The organism is Sinomonas mesophila (assembly GCF_001999765.1).
GTDB classification, from domain to species: Bacteria; Actinomycetota; Actinomycetes; order Actinomycetales; family Micrococcaceae; genus Sinomonas; species Sinomonas mesophila.
Window position 1 is genome coordinate 114,158 of record NZ_KV908327.1, and the last position, 12,616, is coordinate 126,773.

Below are 12,616 nucleotides of genomic sequence, written 5' to 3' on the forward strand. Positions count from 1 at the left end.
GCGGCGTGGAGGACATGGCGGGCCGGACAGGTGCCCCGCCGACGACAATCGGATCCCGGAGGTGGACCATGGCAGTTTCGCCGGAGCGCGAGAAGGCCCTCGAGGCGGCGCTCGCCCAGATCGACAAGCAGTTCGGCAAGGGCTCGATCATGCGCCTTGGCGACGACACCCGCGCGCCCGTGGAGATCATCCCCACCGGCTCCATCGCGCTGGACGTCGCCCTCGGCATCGGCGGCCTTCCGCGCGGCCGCATCATCGAGATCTATGGTCCCGAGTCCTCCGGTAAGACGACCGTTGCCCTCCACGCGGTGGCCAACGCCCAGCGCAACGGCGGCATCGCGGCGTTCATCGACGCCGAGCACGCACTCGATCCGGACTACGCCGCCAAGCTCGGCGTCGACACCGACGCGCTCCTCGTCTCCCAGCCGGACACGGGCGAGCAGGCCCTCGAGATCATGGACATGCTCGTGGGCTCCGGGTCCCTCGACATCATCGTCATCGACTCCGTGGCGGCGCTCGTGCCCCGCGCCGAGATCGAGGGCGAGATGGGCGACAGCCACGTCGGCCTGCAGGCCCGCCTCATGAGCCAGGCGCTGCGCAAGGTCGCGGGCCGGCTCAACCAGACCAAGACCACCGCGATCTTCATCAACCAGCTGCGCGAGAAGATCGGCGTGTTCTTCGGCTCGCCCGAGACGACGACGGGTGGCAAGGCGCTCAAGTTCTATGCCTCCGTGCGCATCGACATCCGCCGGATCCAGACCCTCAAGGAGGGCGCGGACTCGGTCGGCAACCGGACCAAGGCCAAGATCGTCAAGAACAAGATGGCCCCGCCCTTCAAGCAGGCCGAGTTCGACATCATCTACGGTCACGGCATCTCGCGCGAGGGCGGGATCATCGACATGGGCGTCGAGCACGGCATCATCAAGAAGTCCGGATCCTGGTTCACGTACGACGGCGACCAGCTCGGCCAGGGCATGGAGAACTCGCGCCGCTTCCTGCGCGACAACCCTGAGCTGGCGGACGAGCTCGAGCGCCTCATCAAGGAGAAGCTCGGCGTGGGGGTCAAGGCCGCGGCCGAGGAGCAGCCGCGCCTGAAGGCCGTTGACGGCGACTGACCGGCAGCCCCCGCCGCCCGAGCAGGATCCGGAGGCCGACCCCGAATCGGTGGCGCGGGCGATCCTCCTGCGCCAGCTCACCCTCGGCCCGAGGACTCGCCTGCAGCTCGAGCGGAAGCTCCGCGACCGCAACGTCCCGCAGGGGCTCGCCGTCGCTCTCCTGGACCGCTTCGAGGAGGCCGGGCTCGTCGACGACGCCGAGTTCGCGCGCCATTGGGTGCTGAGCCGGGGACCGGGGAAGTCCCTGGCCAGGTCCGCCCTGCGGCGCGAGCTCGGCGAGAAGGGAATCCGCGGGGAGACGGCGGAGGCCGCCCTCGCGGAGCTGGGCCAGGACGCCGAGGAGGAGGCCGCGCGCCGTCTGCTCGAGCGGCGGGTTCGGCACGTCGATCCCGACGACCCGGCCGCGCGGGACAGGGAGCTGCGCCGCCTCGTCGGGGTGCTCGCCCGCAAGGGGCACTCCCCGGGCAGCGCCTTCCGCCTCGCGGCGGAAGTCCTCGAGGCGGCGACCGGCCAGAGCACCGAGCATGTCGCGGACTTCTCCGACGAGGACTGACGGCCCTGGCTGGGGATTGGCGAGCGGGGCTGATGTGGCCTGTGGGGTAGACGGGGCAGGAGTGCTGCATCGATACTCCTGATCATGTGCGCCCACCGAGCCTCCTGCCCGCCTCGGGCGCGGGGGATGGCCCCCTTGCTCGGCGCAGTTCTGGGCTGGTCGCTTGCCCTGGGCATGCTTGTGCCGGCCGCCTCCGCCGAGGATGCGCCGCCTTCGGGCTTCCCCACGTGGGCCGAGGTCGAGGCGGCGAAGGGCAGCGCCGACGCGACGCGCGCCCAGGTCGAGCGGATCACGGGCCTCCTCCGCTCTGTCGAGACGGCCGCGGCGGAGGCCTCGCAGGCTGCCGTGGGCGCGGCTGCCGCCCACGCGAAGGCCGAGCAGGCCGTGCGCGAGCAGCAGGCCATCGTCGAACCGCTAGCCCGGGAGCGCGAGCAGCGCGTCGGCGAGCGGGAGGCGGGCCGCCGGGCCGCCGGCCGTATCGCGTCGACGGCCTACAAGGGGGGCTCGACGGCGGGCGCCCTCGATGCCCTCGCCGTCCTCGGAGACCCTGACGGGCTCAGCCGGCTCGGCACCCTCGAGATCCTGGGCAACAGGGCGGCTCACACCCTGGCCGCCTACCACGCGGCGGCCAACACTGCCTCGGCGGCCGAGGGCCAGTCCCGCGCGGCCGAGGAGGAGCTCTCACGCCTCTCCGCGGAGGCCAGCGAACGGCTCGCGGCGGCCCAGTCCGCCCAGCGGAACGCCCAGGACGCCGTGGCCAGGACCGAGGGCCAGGCGGCCACGCTCCGAGCGCAGCTCGCCGAGCTCGACGCGACGGCGGCTGCCGTCGAGGCCGGACACCGGGAGGGGCAGGACGCGCTGGCTGCCTATGCCGCCGTGCAGGAGGCGAAGCGCCGCGCCGCCGAGGAGGCAGCCGCCAGGGCGGCCGCCGAGGCCCAGACCGGGTCCGCCGCGCCGCCCGCACACGGAACCCCGGGCGCTGCTGGCGCTGGGCCCGCTCCCGGCGCGCCGGCCCAGGCACCGCCGGTTCAGGCCCCAGAACCCAACGTTCCGGCACCGCAGGAGCCGGCACCTGCGCCAACACCGCCGCCAGTCCCGGCCCCGCCGCCCCTGCCGCCGCCGGCGGCGAGCCCCGGCGTCGGCGGCGTCGTGAACGACCCCGCCGGGGCGAAGGCGTACGCCGCCGCCCAGCTTCCCGCCTATGGCTGGGGCGGGGGAGAGTACGCATGCCTCGTCTCCCTCTGGACCCGTGAGTCGAAGTGGCTCACGGACGCGACCAACCCGTACAGCGGCGCCTACGGCATCCCGCAGGCCCTCCCGCCCTCGAAGTACGCGACGGCCGGTCCCGACTGGCTCACGAACTACCGGACACAGATCACCTGGGGCCTCGGCTACATCAGGAGCCGCTACGGCAGCCCGTGCGCGGCGTGGGCCCATTCCGAGAGCCGCGGCTGGTATTGACTCCCGGGTACCCTTGATGGGTGAGTTCCACGATCGACGAGAGCACCGCCCGCGCCCTGGGCGGCACCCCGGCCCAGCCGCGCAGCTACGAGGTACGCACGTTCGGCTGCCAGATGAATGTCCACGACTCCGAGCGCATGTCCGGCCTGCTCGAGGAGGCCGGCTACGTGCGCGCCGAGGGCGGGGCTGAGCCGGACGTCGTCGTCTTCAACACGTGTGCCGTCCGCGAGAACGCGGACAACCGCCTGTACGGCCACCTCGGCCAGCTGCGCCCGGTCAAGGAGCGCCACCCGGGGATGCAGATCGCCGTCGGAGGCTGCCTCGCCCAGAAGGACCGCGACACGATCCTCGCCAAGGCCCCGTGGGTCGACGCGGTGTTCGGCACGCACAACGTCGGCGCCCTCCCGGCGCTCCTCGAGCGGGCCCGGCACAACGAGGCCGCCCAGCTCGAGATCCTCGAGTCCCTCGAGGTCTTCCCGTCGACCCTCCCGACCAAGCGGGACTCCGCCTACAGCGGCTGGGTGTCCATCTCGGTCGGCTGCAACAACACGTGCACGTTCTGCATCGTCCCGAGCCTGCGCGGCAAGGAGCGGGACCGCCGGCCCGGGGACATCCTCGCCGAAGTGCAGGCCCTCGTGGACGACGGCGCGATCGAGGTCACGCTCCTCGGCCAGAACGTCAACTCCTACGGCGTCGAATTCGGCGATCGCCTCGCCTTCGGCAAGCTCCTGCGCGCGTGCGGCGCGATCGAAGGCCTCGAGCGCGTGCGCTTCACGAGCCCCCACCCGGCGGCCTTCACCGACGACGTCATCGAGGCCATGGCCGAGACGCCCAACGTCATGCCCCAGCTGCACATGCCGCTCCAGTCGGGCTCGGACCGGATCCTGCGCGAGATGCGCCGCTCCTACCGGTCCACCAAGTTCCTCGGGATCCTCGACCGCGTTCGGGCTGCGATCCCGCACGCCGCGATCACGACCGACATCATCGTGGGCTTCCCCGGCGAGACCGAGGAGGACTTCCAGGCGACCCTCGACGTCGTCGAGCGCTCCCGCTTCGCGAGCGCCTTCACCTTCCAGTACTCCAAGCGCCCCGGGACGCCCGCGGCGGACCTGCCGGACCAGCTGCCCAAGGCCGTGGTCCAGGAGCGCTACGAGCGCCTCATCGCGCTCCAGGACCGGATCGCGGCAGAGGAGAACGCCCGTCAGGTCGGCCGCACGATCGAGGTCATGGCCACTGCACAGGCCGGCCGCAAGGCGGGGGAGACCCACCGCCTCTCGGGCCGCGCCCGCGACAACCGCCTCGTCCACTTCAGCGTGCCGGAGGGAGCCGAGGCGCCCCGCCCCGGCGACCTCGTGACCGTGGCCGTGACGGCAGCGGCACCGTTCCACCTCATCGCGGACCCCGCTGGCCGGGACGAGTACGCCCTGCGCCGCTCGCGCGCCGGCGACGCGTGGGACCGCGCTCAGGCCGAGTCGTGCGGCGTGCCCGCGGCGCCGGCTGGCTCCGCCGGGGCCAGCGTCCAGGGCGGCCGCGGCGTGAGCCTCGGCATGCCCACGCTCCCCGTCCGCGCGCGCTAGCCCGTGCCGCACCAGCACACCACGTCCGACGGCGGCGACGGCGACGGCGGCGACGGCGCCCTGGCCACCCCGGCCGCCGGGACCGCGCCCAGGACCGTCCCCGGCGACCCGCGCCCGCCGGTGATCGCCGTCGTCGGGCCCACGGGCTCGGGCAAGTCGGATCTCGCGGTCGGGCTCGCGCTGGCCCTCGGCGGCGAGGTGGTCAACGCCGACGCGCTCCAGTTCTACCGGGGCATGGACATCGGCACGGCCAAGATCACGCCCGAGGAGCGGCACGGCGTGCCGCACCACCTCCTCGACGTCCTCGACGTGCGCGAGGAGGCCAGCGTCTCGGCGTTCCAGGGCTGGGCCCGCGAGGCCATCGCCGACATCCATGCCCGCGGGCGGCGGGCCATCCTCGCTGGCGGCTCGGGCCTCTACGTGCGCGCGGCCCTCGACGTCCTCGAGTTCCCGGGCACCGACCGGGCCGTCCGGGCCCGGCTCGAGGACGAGGCCGAACGGCTCGGGCCCGGGCCGCTGCGAGCACGCCTGCGCGAGGTCGACCCGGTCTCGGCGGAGCGCCTTGGCGATCTGCGACGGGTCATCCGCGCCCTCGAGGTCCACGAGCTCACGGGGCGGCCGTTCAGCTCCTTCATGCCCGAGCGGCAGTACGCCGCCCCGGCGGTCCAGATCGGCCTCGACCTCGACCGGTCCGCCCTGCACGCCCGGCTCGCCGCCCGCGTGCACCGCATGGTCGACGCCGGCCTGGCCGCCGAGGTCGAGCGGCTCGCCGCGGCGGGGCTCCGGGAGGGCAGGACGGCGTCGCGGGCGCTCGGCTACGGCCAGTTCCTGCGCGTCCTCGACGGGGAGTCCACCGCCGAGCAGGCTGCGGAGGAGACGATCGTGGCGACCAGGCAGTTCGCCCGCCGTCAGCTCACGTGGTTCCGCGCCGACCCCCGCGTGCACTGGCTCGACGCCCTGGCGCCGGACACGCTCGGGCGGGCGCTCGCCGTCGTGCGCGCCGCCGACGACGCCCAGCGCGAGGCCGCCCAGCTCCCGTCCGCCCAGCTCCCGTCCGGCCAGCGCGAGGCTCCCGGTAGGCTGGGCGCATGAGCTCTCCCGCCGCGACCTCCTCGCCGTCCACCGCACCCGCACGCCGCGCCGCCGTCCTCGCGCAGCTCGCCGGCCTGCCGTTCGCGAAGGGCCACGGCACCGGGAACGACTTCGTCCTCGTCGCGGACCCCGCGGGCGAGCGCGTCCTCGGCGAGGCCGAGGCGGCCGCCCTGTGCGACCGCCACCTCGGCATCGGGGCCGATGGTCTCATCCGCGCGATCCGCTCCGCGGAGCTCCCCGAGGGCCGCGCGGTCCTCGCCGAGGATCCCGCGGCGGAATGGTTCATGGACTACCGCAACGCGGACGGCTCGTTGTCCGAGATGTGCGGCAACGGTGTGCGGGCGTTCGTCGCGTTCCTGATCGACCGGGGCCTCGTCGAGCTCGCCCCGGGCGAGGTCCTCGCGATCGGCACGCGGGCGGGCGTCAAGCGCATCGAGCGGCGCGACGGCGGCTTCGCGGTGGACATGGGCCCGTGGGAGTTCATCTTCCCCGCCCAGGCAGTGGCCGACGCCGGCGACTCGCTCGTCACGGCCGTGGGCCTCGACGTCCCGCGCCCGGCCCTCAGCGTGAGCATGGGCAACCCGCACACGGTCGTCGCCCTCGCCGCGGACGCGGAGCTGGCCGGGCTCGGCCTGCACACGGCGCCCGCCGTCGACCCCGTGCCCCCGCACGGGACCAACGTCGAGTTCGTCGTCCCCGCCGAGCCGCTCGTCTCCGGCGGCGTCGGGACCATCACGATGCGCGTTCACGAGCGCGGCGTCGGGGAGACCCAGTCGTGCGGGACGGGCGCGTGCGCCGCCGCCGTCGCCATCCGGCACTGGGCGGGCGCGGGCGCGCCCGACCGCTGGGACGTGCACGTTCCGGGCGGGACGGTCGGCGTCGCGTTCGTGCCCGGGCCCGAGGGCCGGGAGCACGTCGAGCTCTCCGGCCCTGCCGTCATCGTCGCCCACGGCACGCTCGGCTGAGTCTCGGCCCAGGGGCCGGGCCCTCAGCCCTCGACGAGCCCGAAGGGGTTCCCGTCCGAGTCCTTCACGCTCGCGACGAGCCGCCCGCCGCCCACGTCGCGCGGCTCGGCCAGGACCTCGGCGCCCGCCGCCACGAGCCCCTCGAGCGCGCTCCGCAGGTCCTCGACCGCCCAGTACGCCACGGGACCCGTGTGACCCGCCCGGTGGCCGCTCGGGTCGAGGCCCACCTCGACGGAGTCCGTCTTGAATCCGACGTAGTACGGCTCGTCCACATACGGCTCGGCGCCCAGCAGGGTCGAGTACAGGGCCTTCGCGGACGCGAGGTCGGAGACGGGGATGGCGATGTTGTTCAGACGCATGGACTGCTCCTTCTCACCTTGGCAATGCTCGGCACGGTTCCCGTCTTAGTACGGATCCCCGTCGAGGGGAAGGAGCGGGCACGGACTCGGGCGCGTCAGCCCCTGCGGGTGACCCGGAGCACGCGGAAGCCCTTCGACGTTGCCGGCCGGTCGACGTCGTACGCGTCGCCGAGCTCCCCGGCGAGCCACCGGGACAGGGAGTCCGCGCCGAGGTTCTTCTGCACGACGAGCCACGCCTCGCCGCCGATCTCGAGCCGCGGCAGCCACAGCAGGAGCAGCTCGTGGAGGGCCTGCTTGCCGATCCGGATGGGCGGGTTCGACCAGATCGTCGCGAACCGCAGGGAGGGGTCGAGGTCCTCGGGCAGGGATGCGCGGACGTTGCCGAGCCCCGCGAGCCGCGCATTCTCCTGGGTCAGTGCGAGGCTGCGCGTGTTGACATCCACGGCGTACACGTGCGCGCCCGGGGAGCGCAGCGCGAGGGTCAGGGCGATCGGGCCCCAGCCGCAGCCGATGTCCAGCAGGTTGCCCTCCGGCGCCGGGTCCGGGGCCTCCGCGAGCAGCACGGCCGTGCCCTTGTCGACGCCGTCGGGGCTGAAGATGCCGGCTGACGTGCGCAGTGTCAGCTCGCGCCCGTCAAGCACGACGGCGAGCGGCCGCCTGACGTCGGGAACGCCCGGCTCGGCGTTGAAGTAGTGCGCTGGCTCCATAGGCATCCAGCGTAGTGCCCACCTCTGGCGCGCCCCGACCGCGGGTCACGCCGGGCGGCCTCCGGGCGTCGGGTATACTCGAACGCATGTTCCTGTTCACCTGACGCCGCTGCGTCCCTCTGCGACGCCGCCGCGTGGCCCGCCGCGCCGCCCTTGAGGCCGCGCCGCCGCCCCAGGTCCCCGCGCTCCGATGCCCCTTCCGGCAGCGCACCAGAACACTCTCCCAGGAGCATTCGCGTGACACCGCATCCCACTGACGGGGTCTCTCCACAGACCCCTTCGTCTGACCATGCCGGCGCCGGGCGCCCGCACTATTCTGGAACTGTATCCGCCGCTAAGGAGACCATGACCGACAACCAGCACGACCCGCGCGTCCCGTCCGACGGCAGCGCCGCCCAGGACCTCAGCCCGGCCGACATCCAGGCCGTCATCGACCGCATCCTCGCCAAGGAGGAGGCCGCGGCGGCGAAGGGGGCCGGGCGGCCCGACCGCAATGTGTCCCCGGACGACGGCTCGTCCTCGGACGACGGCACAGCCGCCGGGAGCGCCCGCCGGGGAGGCGTCGGCGGCCGCGCCCTCGCGATCTCCGACCTCGAGACCGAGCACGGCGAGTACGACGGCGAGCAGCGGGACCTCGACGAGCGGCGCGCCCTGCGCCGTGTCGCCGGCCTCTCGACCGAGCTCGAGGACGTCACCGAGGTCGAGTACCGGCAGCTGCGCCTCGAGCGCGTCGTGCTCGCGGGACTGTGGACCGAGGGCACCCTCGAGGACTCCGAGAACTCGCTGCGGGAGCTCGCCGCGCTCGCCGAGACCGCGGGCTCGGAGGTGCTCGACGGCGTCGTGCAGCGGCGCCTCAAGCCGGACCCGGGCACGTTCGTCGGCTCGGGCAAGGCGCTTGAGCTGCGGGACATCGTCGCCGCCACCGGCGCCGACACCGTGATCGTGGACTCCGAGCTCGCCCCGTCGCAGCGCCGCGGCCTCGAGGACATCGTCAAGGTCAAGGTCATCGACCGGACCGCGCTCATCCTCGACATCTTCGCCCAGCACGCCAAGAGCCGCGAGGGCAAAGCACAGGTCGAGCTCGCCCAGCTCGAGTACCTGCTCCCGCGCCTGCGCGGCTGGGGCGAGTCGATGTCCCGCCAGGCCGGCGGCCGGGTCGGCGCCGCAGGCGGCGGCATCGGCTCCCGCGGCCCCGGCGAGACCAAGATCGAGCTCGACCGGCGCCGGATCCGCACGCGCATGGCCAAGCTGCGGCGCGAGATCGCGGGGATGAAGCCCGCACGCGAGACGAAGCGGGCGAACCGCAAGCGCAACGAGGTGCCCTCGGTAGCGATCGCCGGGTACACGAACGCCGGCAAGTCCTCGCTCCTGAACCGGCTCACGGATGCGGGCGTGCTCGTCGAGAACGCCCTCTTCGCGACCCTCGACCCGACCGTGCGCCGGGCCGAGACGCCGGATGGGCTCCCGTACACGCTCGCCGACACGGTCGGGTTCGTCCGCTCGCTGCCCACGCAGCTCGTCGAGGCGTTCCGGTCCACGCTCGAGGAGGTCGCCGACGCGGACCTCATCCTGCACGTCGTCGACGTCTCTCACCCGGACCCCGAGGGGCAGATCGCGGCCGTGCGCAAGGTGTTCGCCGAGGTCGACGCGCGCAAGGTGCCCGAGATCATCGTGCTGAACAAGGCCGACGCCGCCGACCCGTTCGTGCTCGAGCGGCTGCGGCAGCGCGAGCGGAACCATGTCGTGGTCTCGGCCCGCACCGGCGCCGGGATCGCGCAGCTGCGGCAGGCGATCAGCGCGGCGATCCCGCGCCCCGACGTCGTCCTGACCCTCCTCGTGCCCTACAGCCGCGGCGACGTGCTCAACCGGCTGCACGAGTCGAGCGCCGAGATCCGCTCGATCGAGCACGCCGAGGACGGAACGCGCGTCGAGGCCGTGGTCCGCGAGGAGATGGCCGCCGAGCTCGCGCCGTTCACCGTCGATGGCTGAGGCCGCCGCGGGGTCGGACGACGCGTCGGCCGACGCCGTGACGCCGGCCGACGCCGAAGATCTCGCCGTGCGCCTCCTGGACGCCGCCGTCGCGGCCATGGGAGGCGCGCAGCGCGAGGGCCAGCACGAGATGGCGCGGCAGGTCGCGCACGCGATCGAGGAGGGCGAGCACCTGCTCGTCCAGGCGGGAACGGGCACCGGCAAGTCGCTCGCCTACCTCGTCCCGCTCATCGCGCATGCCCAGCACAGCGACCGCCCCGCCGTCGTCGCGACGGCGACGCTCGCGCTCCAGGCCCAGATCGTCGGCCGGGACCTCCCGCGGCTCCTCGAGGCGATCACGCCGCAGCTCGACCGGCCGCTCGACGTCGCCCTCGTCAAGGGCCGCTCCAACTATCTGTGCCAGCACAAGCTCGAGGGCGGCTTCCCCACTGACGACCCGGCGGACGGCGCCCTGTTCAGCCTCGGAGAGGAGGCCGGCGTCGTGCACCCCGCGGCCGCGCCGACCTCGCAGCTGGGCCGCGAGGTCAAGCGGCTGCGGGAGTGGGCCGAGGAGACCGAGACGGGGGACCGGGACGAGCTCGTCCCCGGCGTGTCGGACCGGGCCTGGCGGCAGGTATCCGTCTCGGCGCTCGAGTGCCTCGGCGCGCAGCGCTGTCCCTTCGCCGCCGAGTGCTTCAGCGAGCTCGCGCGCCAGCGCGGGTCCGAGGCGGACATCGTCGTGACCAACCACGCCCTGCTCGCGATCAACGCGTTCGAGGGACTGAACGTCCTGCCCGAGCATGACGTCGTCATCGTCGACGAGGCGCACGAGCTCGCCGACCGCGTCACGGGCGCCGTGAGCGCCCAGCTCTCGGCCGCCATGGTCTCCGCGGCGGCCTCGAGCGCGCGGAAGCACTGCGGGATCGGCGTCGAGGCCCTCCACTCCGCGGCCGCGGGGCTCGAGCTCTCGCTCGCCTCCGCGCCGACAGGCCTGCTCGCGCGCGGCCTCACCGAGGAGCAGGCGCAGGACGTCGCGCTCGTGCGGGACGCATGCCGCGTCGCCCTGTCCGAATCCAAGCCGGGGGAAGGGCAGAACGCAGCCGACGGCGGGCGGCAGGTCGCGCGCTCCCGGCTCGCCGCGCTCGTGGACGTGTGTGAGCGGATCCTCGATGCCGAGGCAAACAGAGAGGTCGTCTGGGTCACGCGCGCCGGCACGTTCGACCCGGTCGCCGGCTACGCGCCGCCCGACGACGACGCCCCGGCCATGCTGAACATCGCCCCGCTGAGCGTCGGCGGGCGGCTGCGCGATGGCCTCTTCGCCGACCGCACGGTCGTGCTCACGAGCGCGACCCTCGCGATCGGCTCGGCGTTCGAGCCCACTGCCGGGGGGCTGGGCCTGCTCGGCCCGGGAGCCCCGAGCTGGACGGGGGTCGACGTCGGCTCACCGTTCGACTACCCCAAGCAGGGCATGCTCTACGTCGCGCGGCACCTGCCCAGGCCGGGCCGCGGCGTCTCCCCCGAGGCCCTCGACGAGCTCGAGGCGCTCCTGCGCGCCTCCTCCGGCGGGGCGCTGTGCCTGTTCTCCTCGCGCCGGGCGTCCGAGGAGGCCGCGGACGAGCTCCGGGGGCGGCTCGAGACGGAGATCCTGTGCCAGGGCGAGTCCTCGATGAGCGCGCTCGTCAAACAGTTCGCGGCCGAGCCCGACACGTGCCTCTTCGGGACGATGTCGCTGTGGCAGGGCGTCGACGTGCCCGGGCACTCGTGCCGGCTCGTGGTGATCGACAGGATCCCCTTCCCGCGCCCGGACGACCCGCTCATGACCGCGCGCTCCCGCGCCGTCGCGCAGGCCGGCGGGAACGGCTTCATGTCGGTCTCCGCGACGCACGCGGCCGTGCGGCTCGCGCAGGGCGCGGGCCGTCTCATCCGCTCGACGGCCGACCGCGGTGTCGTCGCCGTGCTCGACTCCCGGCTCGCGACCGAGCGCTACGGGGCCTTCCTGCGCGGTGCCCTGCCGCCGCTGTGGGGGACGACCGACCGGAGCGTCGTGCTCAAGGCGCTCGAGCGCCTCGCCGCGGCGGGCTGAGCGGGCCTTCGGGGAGCGGGCTCAGACGGAGCGCAGCACCGAGACGACCTTGCCCATGATCGTGGCGTGGTCGCCGAGGATCGGCTCGTAGCGCGTGTTCTGCGGCAGGAGCCACGTGTGCCCGTCGCGCTGGCGGAAGGTCTTGACCGTGGCCTCATCGTCGAGGAGGGCGGCCACGATGTCGCCGTTCTCGGCGGTCCCCTGGCGGCGCACGACGACCCAGTCCCCGTCGCAGATCGCGGCGTCGATCATCGAGTCGCCCTTGACGCGCAGCATGAAGAGCTCGCCGTAGCCCACGAGCTGGCGGGGGAGGGGCATGACGTCCTCGACGACCTGGTCGGCGAGGATGGGGCCGCCGGCGGCGATCCGGCCGACGAGCGGGACCATGGCGGTATCTGCAGCGCCGGCCATCTCCTCGATCGGGACGCCGTCCACGCCCCGCAGGCCCGCGGGCACCTCCTCAGCCATGCTGAGCTCGCCCTCGTCCAGCGTGAGCGGCATGAGGACCTCCATGGCGCGCGGCCGCTTCGGGTCGCGGCGGAGGTAGCCGAGTTTCTCGAGCTGGGTGAGCTGGTGGGTCACGCTGGACAGGCTCGCGAGTCCCACGGTGTCGCCGATCTCGCGCATGGACGGCGGGTACCCGACGTGCTGGACCGAACGCTGGATCGTCTCGAGGATCCTCTTCTGGCGCGCCGTGAGTCCCTTGGCCGCCTTCGCCCGTGGTGCCATCCCGTCC

General features: G+C 73.8%; 11 protein-coding genes. 8 read left to right on the forward strand and 3 right to left on the reverse strand.

Going from position 1 to position 12,616, the window contains the following annotated elements:
* The first annotated feature begins 68 nt into the window (after window positions 1-68).
* The 6 genes from recA to dapF all read left to right on the forward strand — a co-directional run bounded on the left by recA (window position 69) and on the right by dapF (window position 6,763).
* Window positions 69-1,115, forward strand: coding sequence for a recombinase RecA (gene recA / locus BV907_RS08085; RefSeq protein WP_077489212.1), 1,047 nt, complete (start codon window positions 69-71; stop codon window positions 1,113-1,115).
* A complete protein-coding gene (locus BV907_RS08090) occupies window positions 1,102-1,668 on the forward strand; it encodes a regulatory protein RecX (RefSeq protein ID WP_245827853.1) in 567 nt (188 codons plus the stop codon). Before recA ends, BV907_RS08090 begins: the two co-directional genes overlap by 14 nt.
* 126 nt (window positions 1,669-1,794) lie before the next feature.
* Window positions 1,795-3,129, forward strand: coding sequence for a coiled-coil domain-containing protein (locus tag BV907_RS18815; RefSeq protein ID WP_077489213.1), 1,335 nt, complete (start codon window positions 1,795-1,797; stop codon window positions 3,127-3,129).
* A 20-nt stretch (window positions 3,130-3,149) separates the two neighbouring features.
* A complete protein-coding gene (gene miaB, locus BV907_RS08100; RefSeq protein WP_077489214.1) occupies window positions 3,150-4,706 on the forward strand; it encodes a tRNA (N6-isopentenyl adenosine(37)-C2)-methylthiotransferase MiaB in 1,557 nt (518 codons plus the stop codon).
* Between the two features lie 60 nt (window positions 4,707-4,766).
* Window positions 4,767-5,798 (forward strand): tRNA (adenosine(37)-N6)-dimethylallyltransferase MiaA, encoded by a 1,032-nt coding sequence (gene miaA / locus BV907_RS08105; protein ID WP_077489271.1) that lies wholly within the window; start codon window positions 4,767-4,769, stop codon window positions 5,796-5,798.
* Window positions 5,795-6,763 carry a diaminopimelate epimerase gene (dapF, locus tag BV907_RS08110; RefSeq protein WP_077489215.1) on the forward strand — a complete coding sequence of 323 codons (969 nt, stop codon included), beginning with the start codon at window positions 5,795-5,797 and terminating at the stop codon, window positions 6,761-6,763. The genes miaA and dapF overlap by 4 nt, the downstream gene beginning before the upstream one ends.
* A gap of 23 nt (window positions 6,764-6,786) precedes the next feature.
* On the opposite strand, the gene BV907_RS08115 is transcribed toward dapF, so the two are convergent.
* The gene (locus BV907_RS08115; protein WP_077489216.1) at window positions 6,787-7,122 is read right to left on the reverse strand and encodes a VOC family protein; all 336 of its coding nucleotides are present in this window, start codon (window positions 7,120-7,122) and stop codon (window positions 6,787-6,789) included.
* A gap of 95 nt (window positions 7,123-7,217) precedes the next feature.
* Window positions 7,218-7,829 carry a class I SAM-dependent methyltransferase gene (locus BV907_RS08120; protein ID WP_077489217.1) on the reverse strand — a complete coding sequence of 204 codons (612 nt, stop codon included), beginning with the start codon at window positions 7,827-7,829 and terminating at the stop codon, window positions 7,218-7,220.
* A gap of 345 nt (window positions 7,830-8,174) precedes the next feature.
* On the opposite strand from BV907_RS08120, the gene hflX reads away from it, so the two are divergent.
* Window positions 8,175-9,818: a GTPase HflX gene (gene hflX / locus BV907_RS08125; RefSeq protein WP_077489218.1), complete on the forward strand. Its 1,644-nt coding sequence runs from the start codon at window positions 8,175-8,177 to the stop codon at window positions 9,816-9,818.
* On the forward strand, window positions 9,811-11,880 hold the full coding sequence (locus BV907_RS08130; RefSeq protein ID WP_077489219.1) for an ATP-dependent DNA helicase: 2,070 nt from the start codon (window positions 9,811-9,813) through the stop codon (window positions 11,878-11,880). Before hflX ends, BV907_RS08130 begins: the two co-directional genes overlap by 8 nt.
* Before the next feature lie 21 nt (window positions 11,881-11,901).
* On the opposite strand, the gene lexA is transcribed toward BV907_RS08130, so the two are convergent.
* Window positions 11,902-12,609, reverse strand: a complete 708-nt coding sequence (gene lexA, locus BV907_RS08135; protein WP_077489220.1) for a transcriptional repressor LexA — start codon at window positions 12,607-12,609, stop codon at window positions 11,902-11,904.
* Between the last annotated feature and the right edge of the window lie 7 nt (window positions 12,610-12,616).

Excerpts from the sequence above, each read along its gene's own strand:
- recA (WP_077489212.1), top strand. The coding sequence starts at position 69 with ATGGCAGTTTCGCCGGAGCGCGAGAAGGCCCTCGAGGCGGCGCTCGCC.
- BV907_RS18815 (WP_077489213.1), top strand. The coding sequence starts at position 1,795 with ATGGCCCCCTTGCTCGGCGCAGTTCTGGGCTGGTCGCTTGCCCTGGGC.
- dapF (WP_077489215.1), top strand. The coding sequence starts at position 5,795 with ATGAGCTCTCCCGCCGCGACCTCCTCGCCGTCCACCGCACCCGCACGC.
- BV907_RS08115 (WP_077489216.1), bottom strand. The coding sequence starts at position 7,122 with ATGCGTCTGAACAACATCGCCATCCCCGTCTCCGACCTCGCGTCCGCG.
- BV907_RS08120 (WP_077489217.1), bottom strand. The coding sequence starts at position 7,829 with ATGGAGCCAGCGCACTACTTCAACGCCGAGCCGGGCGTTCCCGACGTC.
- hflX (WP_077489218.1), top strand. The coding sequence starts at position 8,175 with ATGACCGACAACCAGCACGACCCGCGCGTCCCGTCCGACGGCAGCGCC.
- BV907_RS08130 (WP_077489219.1), top strand. The coding sequence starts at position 9,811 with ATGGCTGAGGCCGCCGCGGGGTCGGACGACGCGTCGGCCGACGCCGTG.
- lexA (WP_077489220.1), bottom strand. The coding sequence starts at position 12,609 with ATGGCACCACGGGCGAAGGCGGCCAAGGGACTCACGGCGCGCCAGAAG.